Raw genomic sequence first — 15874 nt, 5'->3', positions numbered from 1 at the left:
CGATCGTGCCTGAAACTACTACCTGGGCAACTGTTTCCCTGCACACCCCCGTCCCGAGCCGTGTCACCTCGCGCACCCGACGAGGAAATCCGATCCCCGTCGGGCCGCCCTACAGTCCACCTTGTCCCACCAGCTTCCGCCTCTCGCGTCACATTCGTCGGAGATGACGCCGACGCCCTGGCCACAGTTCGCAGCGGGTCATCGATTTCCGCCGCGGCTGAGGGAGCTGACGCTCGGCCAGCAGGAGCCGCTCTTCCACCGCAGCGCCGACAGGCTCGTGCTCGACGGTCTTTTCGTGCTGCCACCGAGAAAAACCGCCGCGGACGGGCCGTTTCCGATGATCACGAGTGCGCACGGCGGGCCGTACGACCGGTACGCGGACAGCTGTTCTGGTACCCGAGCGCGCAATGGCTCGCCGCGGCGGGGTACGCCGTGTTCCTGCCGAATCCGCGGGGCGGCCGCGGCCATGGCCACAAGTTCGCCGCGAGTGGCGGGCCGGGTAGGCCGGGAGGAATCGACGGACGTCCTCGCCGGGATCGATCGGCTGGTCTCGGACGGGATCGCCGATCCGGACAGGCTCGGGATCGCCAGGTGGAGTCACGGCGGGTTCCTTGCGGCCTGGGCCGCCGGGCAGACCGGCCGGTTCCGCCCGGTGCTGGCCGGTGCGGCCGTCACCGACGGGGGGATGCTCGCCGCGACCGGGGAGAACGGCGCGTTCGAGGCGGCGCTCGGTGGCAGCACCGGCTGGTCCGGCCTCGGGCCGCATCCGCACGACGCCCTGAGCCCGGTCTCCTTCGCGAGCCGGATGCGGACGCCGATCCTGCTCAGGGTTCCGGCAAAGTTGGTCGGGAACCCGGCAGCGGGCGATGCGGAGGTGTCTGCGACCACCTCGTGGCGTGCGCCGGACCGGTTTCAGGTCTGTGAAGGGGCCCTTCACAGACTCAGAGTCCGTGAAGGGCCCCTTCACAGACCTTCACAGACCTCCACACCGACTTTGCCGACACCCTGCCGATCCTGCTGAGGCACGGCGCCGAGGACACCAATGTGCCGCTCGGGCCAGGTCGAATACCTGCACCGGGCGCTGCGGCACTTCGACGTTCCGCACGAGTAGGTGGTCTACCCCGCGGGAAGGACACTCGATCCGCGAACGCGGCCACCAGCTCGACATCTTTGCACCGCACCCGAGCGTGGTTCGACCGATGGCTCTGCTGACCGAGGCAACCCCGGCGCCGTCTGCCGCGTGTTCCCCCTGTCGGAGAGGGAGGAACGAAGATGAACAGGACGATCACAACAGCACTGGCCGTGGCCGCGCTCGGGCTTGCGTACGCACCGGCGGCATTCGCCGCGGACACACCGCAATTCGGGGTCTACCCGACGTCGATGCGGCCGGGCGAGCGATTCGAGACCGGCATCATCGGCAAGTGCACCACTTTCTCGGAGGCCACTTCACCGGGCTTCGCCGCGCCGGTCCACCTGGCCCTGCGAGACGGCACCAATCCCTGGGGCGAAGGCACTTCGGTCACCAAGGCGGGCACCTACACCGCGAAGGTGACCTGCGACGGCACCCGGCTGACCACGACCTTCACCGTCCTGCCGTACCAGCATCCGGTCCTGTCGCTGTATCCGGCCGAGGTCCAGCCGGGCGGCCAGATCAACGGCGGCTCGGACTCGATCAACGGCTGCCTGGGCGGCCCGACCGGCCCGGCCACCTCGCCGGGATTCGCCGCACCGCTGAACTTCACCGAGGGCGGCAACTTCGGCCGGTTCAGCGGGCACACCACAGTGGTCACCACCCCGGGCAAGTACGTCGCGACGCTCAAGTGCGCCTCGACGCCGTACGTGGCGAAAGCGGAGTTCACCGTGCTCGGCACGCCGCCGAGCAAGGGCACCTCGCCGGGCGGCGGGACACCACCGGCGAAGACCACCACACATCGGACGAGCGTCGTCCCGGTCGGTGCGCCGCAAACCGGGGCGGGTGGGATCGCAACCGGCTGAATCCTTCGATAGCAACGATCCGCTGGCCCGCATCCGTCCTTTCCGGACGGTTGCGGGCGATGCGGGGTGCACCGGATGTCCTCGCGTGGCACGCCGGGCGGACGCAGCACCCGAGGAGGGCATCCGGGATCCTCGCCGCAGCGATTCGCCGGTTCGTGTCCGTCCTTTCCGGACGGACACGGACCAGCACTCCGCGAGACCCGCAGTCGCCGCACGCATCGGGCACCACTCGGCACCGCAGCGCGGCCATACGTCGCCAGCGCAGGCCATCTCCAAGCTGTAAGCCCAGCCAAGCAGAACCCAGCAGCAGCGATCCCGCCACACCCCACCGCCCCGACCGAACAGACGCGAACCCGCACCACGCGCCAGGCAGCTACGAACGCATCGAGCGCCACCCGAACCCCGCGAAACGATCGCACCCTCACCAGCACAAGCCACCCCCAACAATAGACCAATCCAAGCAAACCCCAGCAGTAACAACGATCTCACCACACCCCACCGTCCTCACCGGACAGACACGAACCCACACCGTGGGCCACGGCTTTCACGAGCGCAGCGCCAGCCAAACCCCACCACTGCTCCAAGACCCAGCGACAGCTCAGCGAAACACCTGACAGCAGCAACAAAACCCACCAAACCGACATCCGTCCTCACTGGACAGACGCTGGCTCGCACACCCCGACCGACCACCCCGCCGCACCCATCAGCCACCGTCGAACCCACCGGCCAACGCCACCCCCGCAACCCCACCCGCGCAGGGTTCCGGCAAAGTTGGTCGGGGACCCGGCAGCGGGCGATGCGGAGGTGTGTGCGACACCACCTCGTGGCGTGCGCCGGACCGGTTTCAGGTCTGTGAAGGGGCCCTTCACAGACTCAGAGTCCGTGAAGGGCCCCTTCACGGACCTCCACACCGACTTTGCCGACACCCCACCCCACCCGCGTCCTCACCCGAAACAGCTCACCACCCCGTGAACCGGGCCGACGCCGACCGCAACGCGTCCAGCGCCGCTCGGACCCCGCCGAGCGACTCCTCGCCCGTCCGGCAGGTGGCCATGATCGTGCGGTCGAGTGCAGGGCGCGTGCCGACAATGCGGACGCCGTCCGGTACCCGGCCGCGGGCGAGCCGCGGCACCAGTGCGGCGCCCGCGTTCCCGGCCACGAGCGCCAGCTGGGTCGGGTAACCACCGACGGTGCAGCTGATCCGCGGCTCCACATCCTGCGCCCGGAGCACCTGCACGAGCCAGGTGTGGCACCGGGAACCGGCCGTCCATGCGATCCACGGGAGGTCGTCGACCTCGGCGAGATCGACCACCCGGCGGTGGGCGAGCCGGTGCCCGGCGGGCAGCGCCAGGTCCGCGACGTCGGAGAACAGCGTCACGCGCGTCGCCGACGGCGGTACCACGGTCGGCAGGTCCGCCCAGCTTTCCACCACTGCCACATCGACGTCGCCCGTGACCAACTGCGGCAGCGTCACCTCGGCCTCACCCTCGCGCAGGGTCACCTCCAGCCGCGGGTGCTGCTCGCCGAGCGCGGCCAGCGTCGGCGGCAGCAGCGCGTGCACGCAGGTGGAGATCGCGGCGATGCGCAGCGGCCCCAGCACGTCCTCGCGCAGCCGCTCCAGATCCGTACGGGCCTGCGCCAGCTGCGCGAGCACCCGTTCGGCATGCGAGGCCAGCAGCCGCCCGGCCCGGGTCAGCCGCACGCCCCGGCCGCGCGGCTCCAGTAGCTCCTGCCCCGCCTCCCGTTCGAGCTTCGCCAGTTGCTGTGACACACCCGACGGCGTGACGTGCAGCGCAGCGGCCGCGGCGGCCACCGAGCCGTGCTGTGCCACCGCATGCAGCGCACGCAGCCGATCCACATTGAACACGGTAGCGATACTACCGAGTTCTACACACGAATATTCGCTTGTCCTTGACAGTTGCCACTCGCAGGCTGGACGTCGTGACGACCACCGAACTCCCCATCGCGCCACCGGCCGGGCCGATCGCGGTGTTCACCGGCCGCTTCGACCCGCGACTGCTGGCGACGGCCGGCAGTCTCTGCGTCGCATTGTCGTCGGTGTTCATCAAGCTGTCCGGAGCGAGCGGAGCGACCAGTGCGTTCTGGCGCTGCCTCATCGCGCTGCCGATCCTGGCGCTGCTCGCGCGAAGCGAGGCCCGGCGCACGCGGGTGCGTGTGAACGTCGTCGCGCCACTGTTCGCCGGGCTCGGCATCGGCGTGGACTTCGTGCTGTGGGGCGAGGCGATTCCGAAGGTCGGCGCCGGGATCGCCACGGTGCTGCTGTCGGTACAGGTCGTGCTCGTGCCCCTGCTGGCGTTCCTGTTCCTGCGCGATCGTCCGGACCGCCGGTTCCTGATCACCACACCGGTGCTGCTCGTCGGCATCGTGCTGGCCGGCGGGTTCGCCGGCACCGTGGTGACCGGCGCGGACCCGCTGCTGGGCGCGCTCTTCGCACTGGCCGCGGGTGCCGGATATTCGGTGTACCTGCTGCTGATCCGGTTCAGTACCACGCCGTCGACACAGGTTCGTTCCCTGTTGCTGGCGACGCTGTCCGCCGGCGCCGTGTCGCTGGCGCTGGGCCTGCCGTTCCACCGTCTGGACTTCACACCGGGCTGGTCCGCGTTCAGCTGGTTCGTCGCGCTGGGCGTGGTCGGTCAGGTGGCCGGCTGGCTGCTGATCGCCGGCGCGCTGCCGCGGATGCCCTCGTCGACCGGGGCGGTGCTGATGCTGCTGCAGCCGATCGGCGCGGTGCTGTTCGGGATCGTGCTGCTCGGCGAGGAACCGAGTGCGCTGCAGCTGATCGGCTGCGCGGTCGTGCTCGCCGCAGTGTGCTTCGCGGGGCGGGCGCGACGGCGCTGACGGCTACCGCCCGGCAGCAGCTTCGCGTCTGGAACCGCGCCACCCGCGCTTGCCGCGGCCTGATCGTCGATACCCGAACCCATGACATCGTGGCCCGTCCGTTCGCGAAGTTCTTCAACCACGGCGAGGAGAAACACCCTCGCTGGCGCACCGACGAATCGGTCCTGGTGACCGACAAGATGGACGGTTCGCTCGGCATCCTCTACCCGCTGACCGCAGGCGGATACGCCGTCGCCACCCGAGGTTCCTTCACCAGCGAGCAGGCGCTTCACGCGACTGACGTGTGGAACGAGCGCTACGCCGGCCGCTACGAACCGATGCCAGGCAAGACCGTGCTGTTCGAGATCATCTACCCGGAGAACCGCATCGTCGTGAACTACGGCGACCGGGACGACCTGATCGCGCTCGGCATGGTCGACATCGAAACCGGCGTGAGTTTCGGACCCGGCGCGACCTACTGGCCAGGTCCCTGGACCACCGTGTTCAGGTACTTCTCCCTCCGCGAAGCTCTCGCTGCCCCGCCCCGGCACGGTGCCGAAGGGCTCGTGGTCCACTTCCTCGACTCCGACGAGCGGGTCAAGCTCAAGCAGGCCGACTACGTCCGGCTCCACAAGATCGTGACCGGCCTGAACGAACGCACTGTCTGGGAGTACCTCGCCACCCACGACGAGACAGACGAGCTGTTCGCGGGACTGCCCGACGAGTACTTCGACTGGGTCACCAGCGTCATCGAGCGCCTGGCCCTCGACGCGGGCGCAATGGTGTGCGCGGTGCTCGACAGGTGGGAGGAACTGGCCCGCGCCGGCCTGGTCCTCGGTCCGCGGAAGGACTTCGCCCTGGCGATCGAGAAGGACGACCCCTGGCTGCGTTCCTGCCTGTTCGCCCTGCTCGACGGCTACGACTACAGCCGGATCATCTGGAAACAGCTCCGGCCCGACGCCGAACACCGCCCCGCCCGACCCTGGACGGAGGCCGCCCGTGCCCGGTGAACTGATCATCTTCCGAGGACTCCCCGGTTCGGGAAAGACCAGCCTCGCGGAGCTGGAGCAGACCCTCAGCGGCGGCGTCCTGGCAGGAAGGGACCACCTCCGGCGGTTGCTGTTCGGCGCTGAGGGCGGACAGCTCGGCCGCGCGGACGAGCACCGAGTCACCGAACTTCAGGCACACATCGTCCGGCAGAGACTTCGCGCGGGCGACCGCGTCCTGGTCGACGACATGAATTTGCGTGCCCGCTACGTCCGCAGGCTCGCCGAACTCGCTCGCGCCGAGCGCGCCGAATGGCGTGTCGTTGATCTCACCGACGAACCGCTGGAGACCTGCATCCAGCGCGACCACGACCGCGAGCGCACCGTGGGGGCTGACCGCATCCGTGATCTCCACGCCCGGTTTATCTGGGGCCAGCGGTACCCGCTGCCGCTGCCGGTAATCGACGAAACGCGAGAATCTGGACCGTACGAACCATCCCCGGGGTTGCCGAAGGCAGTCCTGGTCGACATCGACGGCACCGTGGCCCGGATGGGCGACCGCTCGCCGTTCGACGCGGCCCGAGTCGGCGAGGACTCTCCGAACCAGCCCGTGATCGAGCTCGTCCGGAGCCTGTACCAGCAGGGATACGCCGTGGCCTTTGTCTCGGGCCGCACCGAAGACGCCCGCGGCGAAACCGAACGGTGGCTCGAACGACACGTCGATCTGCCGAACCACCGGCTCCTCATGCGACCGGCCGGCGACAGTCGCCGCGACGCCATCGTGAAGCACGAGCTATTTGACCAGCACATCCGGGAACACTTCAACGTTCTCGCCGTACTCGACGACCGAAACCAGGTCGTCGCCATGTGGCGCGAACTCGGTCTCACCTGCCTGCAAGTCACCGACGGCGCATTCTGAACGCGGAGTAACCAGTGTTTACGTCAAACAAGCGTGTGGTACAACCGGACACAGGGGGCGAACCTGGGGGAACGCCCGAAACAGCATGTGGAGGAAAGTCAGTGGCTCAGAAAGTGCACGTGTCGATGGTTGACGACCTCGACGGGGGCGAGGCAACCCAGACCGTTCCGTTCGCCCTGGACGGCGTCGACTACGAGATCGACCTGTCGGACGAGAACGCGAACGACCTCCGCGACGCCTTGTACCGCTACACCGAGTCCGGTCGCCGTGTCGGCGGTCGCAAGCGCCGGGCTGCTGGCAGCCGCGCGTCGACTGGCGAGTCCCTGACCGAGAAGCGCCAGCGTAACCAGGCGATTCGCGAATGGGGCAGGGCCAACGGCTTCACCGGTCTGTCCGACCGGGGCCGAGTCCCGAACGAGGTCATCGAGGCGTACGAGAAGCGCGACGAGGTGCCGCCGAAGAAGCAGGCGGCCAAGAAGCCTGTCGCGGCAGCCAGGAAGCCGCGGACTTCGCGCAAAGCCGCTGCGAAGTAACGCCTTCCGAGCGCGGACCGATGGAAGTGCGTACACGCCTTGAAGGGAGTCGCATGACCGCCGTACCGCCCCCGCCCGGACGGGCCATCAGCCGCGAACGGAAGAAGACCTCGCACGGGCTTCATCTGTTCCTCACGATCGTTACTGCGGGCATGTGGGGGCTGTTCGTCTGGTTCCCCCTGACGGTGTGGCACAAGGTCGGCCCGAAGCGGAAAATCGTCACCGAGTACAAGTAGCAGCGCAATCGAAAAAAGCCCCTCTCTCTGGTCTGATGACCTGAAGAGGGGCTTTTTGTATTTCAGAAACAATTAAAGACAGTCGACATGTCGAATGCTTCCCAGCAGTGAGGCGTGGGGTGACGCTCGCCAGTTAGCCAGCGTCCACCCGTGGCTCGGCGCACCGGACGTGACATCACTGTGCCGGGCTGGGTTCTCCACGCTGCTTCGCCGCGGCCGTCAAGTGGCACCCAGTTGTTAATGCAAGAATTGTATTCTTAGCGGAACCGAATGACAGCTCCGAGCGGTACTTGTCATTAAGGTCGAACTGCAAGTTGTTGGCGCTATCGATCACGAGTGCGGTTTTGTCAAATCCGTACCTGCGTGCCACCGAGGAAACGGTACCTTTCGCCTTTTCCCAATTCTCCGGCGATATAGGGGTGGGCGAGTACCAGGTTGCGGGGTGCTGTTTCTGAACATCTTGAACATTCACGTCGGGAAACTCTCGGGCGCATCCAGTGTAGTTTGACGAACCGGGTTGTTCCGCCCACTGGGTCACACCAAGATCCCTCGTGAGCTGAGTGCGAATTTCTCCACGCATCTGCTCGTAACGTGCCACCATCTCGGTGATGGTGGGCCGTGTCATAAGTTCTGTGAACTGTTGCTGACTTTGCATGGGCTTTCCTGACGGCGTCGGGTCTGGAGACGGGCTTCCATTGCTGCATCCAGCGGTCAGCAGGAGACCTGCGGCAAGGACTGCCACAGTAGAAGTTCGTCGTTGCACGGTTGCCGTCTCCCTAGCGTGCCGCGATGGCGAGTTGCGGCATCCCCGCCACAATTGCAGCTATGTTGTGCTTACTGGTGCTGTCGGTGCCGTCGGGCATGGTCTTAGTGTACTCGCTGTGCCCGTGCGAGGATGCGTACTGGGAACCGTCGGCGCTGGTGGCGCTGTCCGCCGACAGCTGCTGCATTCCCGGCATGTCGTATGGTGCTCGTCCATAGCGCCAGGTTTCGGGAGCCCATGTGGCGACATCGTCGCCGTCTGCTCTCAGATTGTACGCGTGACCTTCCGGAATCTTGAGATCGTGCGCGGTGTTGTCGATGCCAAAATTTTCGGATATACCAGGAGAGCCGAAGAATACCGCATCGTCGACACCTGTGCCCGAATGGCTCAGACTGATTCCGGTGACAAGCGATCCTTGCGAGTGCCCTAGTGCGGTCATGTGCGGATCGGCCGGTCGCGCGGCGTTGATCCCTTGGTCGAATTTCGCCAGCTTATCGCCGCCGAAACTGGAATTATCTCCTGAAGCCAGCCCGAAAAGCGAACCCGGATCGTCAAACGATGACGGTTCGTATCCCAGCCACGTAACCGTCGCTACGCTCGCCGGAGTATTGTTTTTTAACAGCATATCCTGTGCACTATTTCGCACCCCTTGCATATCCTCCACGTATCCGTGCATGTTGCCGTCGACTGTGGAGTTCATGCCGGGGGTGAATACGGCTACGTGCTGGGCGGTGTCGACGTCGCCGTTGGCGATGGCTGCTTTGGGGTGGTCGCCTGTCATGTCGAGTGACATGAGCTGGCGGTCGGTGTTGAGGGTGCCGTCCGGGTTGTGCATCATGGCGGTGATCGCGTTGAGCGCTTTGAGGCGTTCTTCGATCCGTGCGATTTCGTCGGAGTCGCCGTCTTCGCGTTTCAGGCGGTCGAGTTCGGCGGTGAAGCTTTGCCGTTCCCGGTCCATGAGGTTCAGGTTGGCTTTGCTGCGGTCTGCCGCTTTGATGCCGTCGCGGTTGCCGACCATGTCGGGATGGTCCCTGATCAGGGCGGCTCGCTGGTTGGGCGAGAGCGCGGCCCACCAGGCTGCGTTCATCGACGGGGCGGCGTCGACCGGCGGCGGTGCCAGCACCGACAATCCGCCCAGGGCGAATCCGGAATCGCCCGCAGCGGCCAGGCTGGTGTGCTGGTTGTCGTTGCCGGTAGCGTCGATGGTGTGGCCGGACAGAATCCGGTCCAGCACCGCGCAGAAGTCGGTGTCGATGTCGGTCGCCTGCCGGATGACCTCTTCCACTCTGTCGCGCAACTCGGCCGCGATGGTCTGCCGCTCCTGGGCGACGGCGTCTTTCTGGTCTTCCGGGACGCAGAGGGTCGGGCCGTTGTCGACGATCGCGCCGTCCGCGGCGATGGCGAAGTTGTGCGCGGAGGCGAGCCCTTCGGCTTCCTTGACGCCGTTCACCACCCCGGTGATCGCGTCCCCGGTTTCGCCGAAACTCCGGCGTCCGGCGGCGAGTTCGGCGGCGTATTCCTCCAGGTCGTCGATGATCTTGTTCGCCGCGGCCGAGGCGGCCGAGGCGGTATCTCCGTGCCAGCCGTCGGCGGTGGTGATCCCGCGCAGGTCGTCAGAGCAGGCGACCAGCTTGTTGTACGAGGCGTTGAGCCGCCCGACCGCGTCCTGCAGCGGCCCCGGCTGCCATTGCCTCACCTGCGCCCACGTGACCATCAGACCGGCCCTCGCATCCCTGCCGGCGGCGCGGCACCGAGATCGCGGGCGGCTTGGTCCTCGTGGGCCGTGTAGGCGTCGACCGCCATCGACAGACTCGACGCGTGGGACCGCAGGCGCGTTCGTATGGAGTCCTCCCGCCAGGTCCACGCCTGACGCAGCGCGGCGAGCTTGCCCACGCAGGCCGCGCCCGGCATCCCCGCGTCCCCTCCCGGCAGCGCGGCGGCGCAGTCCACTCCGCGCATCCCGTCCGCCACCCGCGACGCAGCGCGACCGGTCTCTCTGAGCTTGTCGATGACAACCTGGTATCCCGACATCAGGGCCTCCCTCCCGTAGTCACACGATGACCGTACACGAGAGGACGAAGGGGGCCCAAGACATTCACGCGGACAACAGAAATCTCACCCAAGTGAGCCAGGTAAAACTACCTAGACGCTGCCATGGTAATCTACTCGGGCAACGAGTCAACGTCGGAAAATCCCTCCGATCGTATACGTGCGGCCAGATCGTCCAGGCGCGCAGCCATGGCCGCGCCTAGCGCGGGCGGTACCGTTCCTTCGGAGACGGCTTCGCGGAGCCTTGCCGCAGTGATGCTTGCGTCGACAGCGGTTCCGGCGAGTGTTTGACGTGCCGCCTGAATAGCATGGTCCGAGGACCCTTCATCCACCTCTGGCATATTAACGCTTCCTGTTGTCGCATGGATTGCTGGCCAAACAGGTCGTTGATCCGCTTGGTCGCCAGATGCATTCCGTTGATTATTGATAATTTTTCCGCGGTGCATATGGAGGAAGCGTGATTGGCTCGGGCCAGGTGTCGGGAATTCGGCACCCGGGATCAGGGGTCAACCAGGCCTTCGGGCTTTCCGGAGAGTCCCAAGGCGGAGCGAGCCGGATTGCGCGGACAACCGATACTGGATCGCCGTGTTGTTGCCAGGTCACGATCGTCGGCCTGAAGAGGTCGCTTGCTACGCCAGGGAACTGGGGGGTGCGGAAAGCTGTCGCTTCGTCAGCGTGGCGGATTATATAACGTCCGCGTACGCGTCTCCGCGGTTCACAGCACCGAGCCCGAGTGCCTGTCCTCCGCGGCCGAAGTAGTACATCGTCCATCCGGAGATCCGGAGTCTATTTAGTTGCTTTCCCAGCTTGTCCATTACCTTGGGCAGCTTGATTTCCAGGATTCGTGGATGGAACACAGCGGAGGCGTCTGCCATCAGGATCGGAGGACTCCGCTCTCGCGGACGCCCCCGCCGTGGTCTTCTCGCCACTCTTCTGCGGCCTGCTCGGATGAGCTGCGCTCCGCTGTTCCACCAAACAGCGGGAACGCGAAGCGTCTCAGATGCGACTACTCGGCATTCCGGCGCATCGGCCATGCCGGGGGCTGGCAAACGCAACAACTCCTCGACGGGGCCGTTCAGCCCGCCGATGCTGAACCACGTCACGAACTCCGGAACCATCGGACTGTCGTCCTCTGCGACAAGCACCGCTCGCCAGGTGATCGACCGCGGCTCGCCGTCGAGGATCACTACGTCCGCGCATCGAGTCGAACCTGCGCGGGGTTCCCAGTGGTGAACGAAGGCGAGCCCGTGAGGATCAGCTTCGCCCCCAAAAGCCCAGTGCTCCCATTCGGGCGCGAACAACGAGGCAAAGATTGCACCAAGATCGTTGTCCGGAAAATCTTGCTCACGAACAGCAGCGCTTATAGTTGGCATCTGTGGTCCTTAGCCGTAAATGCGATCTCGATAGATAGTTTCTGGGCTAGCAGCCCGCTGCGCCGGAGGGACACCGCCCCTTGGTCGCGCCAAGAATCTCCGGTCGCTTGATGTAGGCGCGAGTTTGCAGCGGAATATGGCCGGAGAAACGCCCCTCTTCGCAACCCTGGTCGTGAAGGAGCAGATCTGCCAACGAGAACGTGCTGCCAGTGTCTTCGAGCCGGTCGTGCGGCGGCGCAACGCTCGGCATCCCTGCGGCAAGAAACGCGGGCTCCACTAGTGCCCGTCGAACCGGCGGAGGCACAGAGGCCGTTTCAGCAGCGACGTCGGCGTCCGCGCGATCAACGACTGGCGGCATGACCGCCCTGCGCTCCAGCGACGCCGGTCGAGGGACCGGGCGCGTCCGCGACTTCGCTACGGCCTTCTTAAATCTAGTTCAGTCTCTGCGTCTTGCTGAGCAGTCCAAGGACCCTGCGTTGGGAGCCCACGTCCACGCGGGGATGGCAGACCAAGCCACCCTGCTCGGGGAGCCCGAAGAAGGGATGCGACTCGCTCAGGCCGGACGCCAGGGCCTCATGAAGGTGGACTCGCCAGCCTGTCTCGCGGATCTCTGGACCCTGGAAGCCCGTGCACACGCCGTCATGGGAGACAAAGCCGCTACGGCGCACGCCATCAACGAAGCGGAGCGCGCCTTCGCTCGGAGCGAACCAGAGCGTGAACCGGAATGGGCACGCTTCATCGACCCGGCATACATTTGCGGCGAGTGGGCGAACGCCTTCCGGGATCTCGGCCAGACGAAGTACGCCGAGGCACATGCGCGCCGATCAATCGACCATGCTCGTACTCAGAAGCGAGCACGCCGGGGCGCGATGTCGTACGCGACTTTGGCGACCGCTCACCTTCAGAACCGGGATCTCGACGCGGCGCACGCGGCCGGCGTGCGAACGCTTGGCCTCGCAACTCAGGTCAAGTCGTCCCGTGCCGTCGAGGCCGTCCGCAAGCTCCAAGACGGGATGCTTACGTTCGGGCCGCACCCGCTCGTGGCTGACTTCAAAGAGCGGGCGCGACCGCTCCTCGCGGCGTGACCGAGCGATCGATTCTGCGGTGTTTTACCTGGTCAAGCGCGATGTTTGCTGCTTGATCCAGTTCGGAGTAAATTCGTAAACACCGACGTGTCGAAGTGGTTCACGCCCAGCTCGCCGGCACGGCGCACCAGGGCGACGGCGTCGGCACGCCGTTCGTGCAGCCGCGGGAGCTGGGCCGCGCCGTAGCCGACCCGGGCCACGGTCCGGCCGGCGAACGGGACAGGTGCGGTGCTGATGGGAACCTCCTTGGTCGATGTCCGTCACCCGGAAAGAGCCGCTCGACGCGGGCACGATCGTGTCGGCCGCCGAGGACGCGCTGCGCCGGTACGGGCCGGACAAGACCACGGTGCTCGACGTCGCCCGGCTGCTCGGCGTCAGCCACGGCAGCGTGTACCGGCACTTCCCGTCCAAGGCGGCGCTGCGCGAGGCGGTGATCAGCCGCTGGCTCGACCGGACGCGGGACCAGCTCGCCGGCACCGCCGGGGATCCCGGGCAGCCGGCTGTCGAACGACTCCGCGAACTGCTCACCACCATGTTCCGCGTCAAGTGGGCCAAGGCGGGCGAGGATCCGGAGCTGTTCGCCACCTTCCTCACCCTCGCGTCCGAGCACAGCGGCACCTCCGCGGCACACGTCGCTTTCCTGCTCGGGCAGATTCGCGAAATCGTCGCCGACGGCATCGCCGCCGGCGCATTCGCGCCGGGCGAACCGGACACCATCGCCCGCGCGGTGTTCGACGGGACCAGCCGCTTCCACGATCCGAGACACGCCGGCGACTGGCAGAATCCGGGCATCGAAGCGGAATCCGCCGCGGTCGTAGCCCTCCTTCTCGACGGCATCCGCGCCCGCTGAACCGTTTCTCAGCGTCCCCACAGCGCCGTCGCGCAAACATCCACTGTGGACTTTCGAACCGGCGGATCCGCGACACGGGAGTTCTTCGCGCACCCGCTCGCGTCGTTCCGGATCATCGTCGTCGTGGGCCTGGCGCTCACCATCCTCGGCGCGGTGATGGCACTGTCGGCCACGGCCGCCGCCGCGAATCCCACCTCTGGCGTAGGTGTATACCAGGGTTTCGCACGACATCTCCTTTATGTCGCAATCGGTTTGGCCGCATTCGTCGCCGGACTCCGGATTCCGCTGACGAAACTGCGCCGGGCCGCGGTCCCGGCGCTGGGCGTCGCGATCGTCGGGCTGGTCCTGGTGCTCACCCCGCTCGGCAGCGATCACGGCGGCGCCCAGCGCTGGCTCGCGGCGGGGCCGATCACGGTGCAACCGGTGGAGATCGCGAAGGTCGCGCTCGTGTTGTGGGGCGCGCACCTGCTCGTGGCGAAACGCCATTTGATACAGCAGTGGCGGCATCTGCTGGTACCACTCGTCCCGGTGACGCTGGTGCTGTGCGCCCTGGTGCTGGCCCAGCCGAACCTCAGCGGCACCGTCACCCTGGCCCTGATCACGCTGGGACTGCTGTGGTTCGCCGACGCGCCGAGACGGCTGTTCCTCGCGCTACTCGCCGGGGGCAGTGCCGGAATTCTCGTGCTCGCACTCTTCGCCGACTACCGACTCGCGCGCGTGCTGTCCTTCCTGTCCTCGGACGCAGACGCGAGCGGCAGCGGCTACCAGGCCCAGCAAGCGCAATACGCACTGGCCGACGGCGGCTGGTTCGGCGTCGGACTCGGCCAGGGCGCGGCGAAATGGAGCTACCTGCCCGACGTGCAGAACGACTTCGTCTTCGCCCTCATCGGCGAAGAACTGGGCTTCGCCGGCTGTGTACTGGTATTGGCGCTGTTCGGCCTGCTCGCCGTCGCCGGGCTACGGACCGCGGCACGCGCCGCCGACCCATGGGTCCGCCTGGTCGCGGCGACGACCACGCTGCTGCTCGTCGCCCAGGCGTTGATCAACATCGGGTACGTGGCCGGGGTCCTGCCGGTGACCGGGGTGACGTTGCCGCTCGTCTCCTCGGGCGGCACCTCACTGGTGATCACCATGCTGCAGTTCGGCGTCCTGGCCCAGGCCGCCCGGCAGGAGGCTCGCGCGAGAACAGTCGGCACGGTCCGGGCGTGATCAAGTCCCTCGCCGCAGGTCTGGCCCTCGGCGGCGACGCCGGGCTCACACCACCGACTCCTGAGCCACGGCGGGGCCGAGCAGGCCGAGTCCCTTGCCGGTCGTCCGGTAGAGCACGGTCCGCCCGGATCGCACACCGGTGACCAGACCACACTCGCGCAGCACCCGAAGATGCTGGGACACCGCACTCGGCGACACGTGCAGTACCGCCGCGAGGGCGGTCGTCGAGGCCGGTACCCGCAAGGTTTCGAGCAGCTCGGCCCGGGGCCGGCCCAGCAGGCGCATGAGCGGATCGGCCACCGGGCGGCGAACCGTCCACAATGCACCGCTGCCGCGAGCCGGGTAGCGCACCGTCGTCTGCGTGGTGGTGTGCAGTTTGACCAGGACCCTCGGCGGGCCGAGCACCACCGGGGACAGCACGAGGCCGCCGATCGGCCCACCGGGCGCGCGGCGGTGGTCACCGGCGAGGCTGAGCCGTCCGTCCCGCCAGCTCAGGCCGGGATGCAGATCGGTGAACAACCCGCAGGCACCGCCTTCGGCCCACCGTTTCGCGCGATAGGCGATGTCGGCGTCGAGCACGGCCCGCAGCCGTGTCCACTGTGGAGCGATGAGCCGGTCGTGTGCCGCATGCAGTTCGGCGGCAACGGCACGGAGCCCGGCGGCGGGTTCGGCGGCGAGCATCCGTGCGGCGGCGGGCGGCCGGTCGCCGAACACCCTCCGAAGGCTCCGCCGCACTTGACGCGCGGTCGTCCGCCGCAGCGCGTCGAGCGCCTCGTCGATCGTGGTGGCAGCGCGAGCCGGCGCGGGCAGCAGGAATTGCGGCCAGCAAGCCCGGTCGTGCACGAGCAACGGCCACGTCCAGGAGAGTTCGAGCGGACGGACGGCAAGTTCAGCGGTCACCCAGCGGACCCAGCCACCGTGCCGCCCTCCCCCGGCGAGGGTCTGCAGCCCGGCGATGGTCTCCGACAGCGGCGAGACGGCAAGCCGCGTACCCGCCAGATCGGCGACGCTCAGCTCCAAGGTCAACGGCACCGCCCG

At 67.1% G+C, this 15874-nt stretch carries 16 protein-coding genes; 10 read left to right on the top strand and 6 right to left on the bottom strand.

Translation table 11 applies throughout. The features are described from left to right. Nucleotides 1-163: 163 nt before the first annotated feature. Together ATK36_RS03420 and ATK36_RS03415 are read left to right on the top strand one after the other, a co-directional pair. On the top strand, nucleotides 164-1021 hold the full coding sequence (locus ATK36_RS03420; RefSeq protein ID WP_245914258.1) for an alpha/beta hydrolase family protein: 858 nt from the start codon (nucleotides 164-166) through the stop codon (nucleotides 1019-1021). 251 nt (nucleotides 1022-1272) lie between these two features. Further along, nucleotides 1273-1995 (top strand): hypothetical protein, encoded by a 723-nt coding sequence (locus ATK36_RS03415; protein WP_098509770.1) that lies wholly within the window; start codon nucleotides 1273-1275, stop codon nucleotides 1993-1995. Between the two features lie 958 nt (nucleotides 1996-2953). Here the strand turns inward: ATK36_RS03415 and ATK36_RS03410 are convergent. After that, nucleotides 2954-3862, bottom strand: coding sequence for a LysR family transcriptional regulator (locus ATK36_RS03410; protein ID WP_098509769.1), 909 nt, complete (start codon nucleotides 3860-3862; stop codon nucleotides 2954-2956). 74 nt (nucleotides 3863-3936) lie between these two features. Here ATK36_RS03410 and ATK36_RS03405 point away from each other — a divergent pair, with 74 nt between their 5' ends. From ATK36_RS03405 to ATK36_RS03385, 5 genes are all read left to right on the top strand, one after another. Beyond that, nucleotides 3937-4854, top strand: a complete 918-nt coding sequence (locus ATK36_RS03405) for a DMT family transporter (protein ID WP_098509768.1) — start codon at nucleotides 3937-3939, stop codon at nucleotides 4852-4854. Next, nucleotides 4824-5843 (top strand): RNA ligase, encoded by a 1020-nt coding sequence (locus tag ATK36_RS03400; RefSeq protein WP_386999618.1) that lies wholly within the window; start codon nucleotides 4824-4826, stop codon nucleotides 5841-5843. The genes ATK36_RS03405 and ATK36_RS03400 overlap by 31 nt, the downstream gene beginning before the upstream one ends. Then, nucleotides 5833-6738 carry a phosphatase domain-containing protein gene (locus ATK36_RS03395; RefSeq protein ID WP_245914256.1) on the top strand — a complete coding sequence of 302 codons (906 nt, stop codon included), beginning with the start codon at nucleotides 5833-5835 and terminating at the stop codon, nucleotides 6736-6738. Before ATK36_RS03400 ends, ATK36_RS03395 begins: the two co-directional genes overlap by 11 nt. 101 nt (nucleotides 6739-6839) lie before the next feature. Beyond that, nucleotides 6840-7271 carry a histone-like nucleoid-structuring protein Lsr2 gene (locus ATK36_RS03390; protein WP_098509767.1) on the top strand — a complete coding sequence of 144 codons (432 nt, stop codon included), beginning with the start codon at nucleotides 6840-6842 and terminating at the stop codon, nucleotides 7269-7271. Between the two features lie 53 nt (nucleotides 7272-7324). Further along, a complete protein-coding gene (locus ATK36_RS03385) occupies nucleotides 7325-7507 on the top strand; it encodes a hypothetical protein (protein ID WP_098509766.1) in 183 nt (60 codons plus the stop codon). 175 nt (nucleotides 7508-7682) lie between these two features. On the opposite strand, the gene ATK36_RS03380 is transcribed toward ATK36_RS03385, so the two are convergent. The 4 genes from ATK36_RS03380 to ATK36_RS31945 all read right to left on the bottom strand — a co-directional run bounded on the left by ATK36_RS03380 (nucleotide 7683) and on the right by ATK36_RS31945 (nucleotide 11176). Next, nucleotides 7683-8162 (bottom strand): LppA family lipoprotein, encoded by a 480-nt coding sequence (locus tag ATK36_RS03380; protein WP_098509765.1) that lies wholly within the window; start codon nucleotides 8160-8162, stop codon nucleotides 7683-7685. Nucleotides 8163-8283: 121 nt separating this feature from the next. Continuing rightward, on the bottom strand, nucleotides 8284-9984 hold the full coding sequence (locus tag ATK36_RS03375) for an alpha/beta hydrolase (RefSeq protein WP_098509764.1): 1701 nt from the start codon (nucleotides 9982-9984) through the stop codon (nucleotides 8284-8286). Next, entirely contained in the window at nucleotides 9984-10301 is a 318-nt protein-coding gene (locus tag ATK36_RS03370; protein ID WP_098509763.1) for a type VII secretion target, read from the bottom strand. Before ATK36_RS03370 ends, ATK36_RS03375 begins: the two co-directional genes overlap by 1 nt. A 701-nt stretch (nucleotides 10302-11002) precedes the next feature. Beyond that, nucleotides 11003-11176, bottom strand: a complete 174-nt coding sequence (locus ATK36_RS31945; RefSeq protein WP_170069571.1) for a hypothetical protein — start codon at nucleotides 11174-11176, stop codon at nucleotides 11003-11005. An 872-nt stretch (nucleotides 11177-12048) separates the two neighbouring features. Between ATK36_RS31945 and ATK36_RS03365 the strand changes: the two genes are divergently transcribed. From ATK36_RS03365 to ftsW, 3 genes are all read left to right on the top strand, one after another. Next, nucleotides 12049-12777, top strand: a complete 729-nt coding sequence (locus tag ATK36_RS03365; RefSeq protein WP_098509762.1) for an NsdA family TPR-like regulatory protein — start codon at nucleotides 12049-12051, stop codon at nucleotides 12775-12777. A gap of 253 nt (nucleotides 12778-13030) precedes the next feature. Further along, nucleotides 13031-13627 (top strand): TetR/AcrR family transcriptional regulator, encoded by a 597-nt coding sequence (locus ATK36_RS03355; protein WP_098509761.1) that lies wholly within the window; start codon nucleotides 13031-13033, stop codon nucleotides 13625-13627. A gap of 45 nt (nucleotides 13628-13672) precedes the next feature. Next, the gene (ftsW, locus tag ATK36_RS03350) at nucleotides 13673-14836 is read left to right on the top strand and encodes a putative lipid II flippase FtsW (RefSeq protein WP_098509760.1); all 1164 of its coding nucleotides are present in this window, start codon (nucleotides 13673-13675) and stop codon (nucleotides 14834-14836) included. Between the two features lie 45 nt (nucleotides 14837-14881). Here ftsW and ATK36_RS03345 read toward each other — a convergent pair whose 3' ends face one another. Continuing rightward, complete coding sequence (locus ATK36_RS03345; RefSeq protein WP_245914254.1) at nucleotides 14882-15868, bottom strand: ArsR family transcriptional regulator; 987 nt, start codon at nucleotides 15866-15868, stop codon at nucleotides 14882-14884. Nucleotides 15869-15874 lie beyond the last annotated feature (6 nt).

It is taken from the genome of Amycolatopsis sulphurea (assembly GCF_002564045.1).
Lineage (GTDB): Bacteria > Actinomycetota > Actinomycetes > Mycobacteriales > Pseudonocardiaceae > Amycolatopsis > Amycolatopsis sulphurea.
Note: the sequence above shows the minus strand (reverse complement) of the source record. Positions and strands in the feature narration are given on the sequence as shown.

What these genes read in the sequence shown, in the direction of transcription:
- ATK36_RS03415 (WP_098509770.1), top strand. Translation starts at nt 1,273, where the DNA reads ATGAACAGGACGATCACAACAGCACTGGCCGTGGCCGCGCTCGGGCTT.
- ATK36_RS03365 (WP_098509762.1), top strand. Translation starts at nt 12,049, where the DNA reads ATGACCGCCCTGCGCTCCAGCGACGCCGGTCGAGGGACCGGGCGCGTC.
- ATK36_RS03370 (WP_098509763.1), bottom strand. Translation starts at nt 10,301, where the DNA reads ATGTCGGGATACCAGGTTGTCATCGACAAGCTCAGAGAGACCGGTCGC.
- ATK36_RS03355 (WP_098509761.1), top strand. Translation starts at nt 13,031, where the DNA reads ATGTCCGTCACCCGGAAAGAGCCGCTCGACGCGGGCACGATCGTGTCG.
- ATK36_RS03420 (WP_245914258.1), top strand. Translation starts at nt 164, where the DNA reads ATGACGCCGACGCCCTGGCCACAGTTCGCAGCGGGTCATCGATTTCCG.
- ATK36_RS03380 (WP_098509765.1), bottom strand. Translation starts at nt 8,162, where the DNA reads ATGCAAAGTCAGCAACAGTTCACAGAACTTATGACACGGCCCACCATC.
- ATK36_RS03385 (WP_098509766.1), top strand. Translation starts at nt 7,325, where the DNA reads ATGACCGCCGTACCGCCCCCGCCCGGACGGGCCATCAGCCGCGAACGG.
- ATK36_RS03375 (WP_098509764.1), bottom strand. Translation starts at nt 9,984, where the DNA reads ATGGTCACGTGGGCGCAGGTGAGGCAATGGCAGCCGGGGCCGCTGCAG.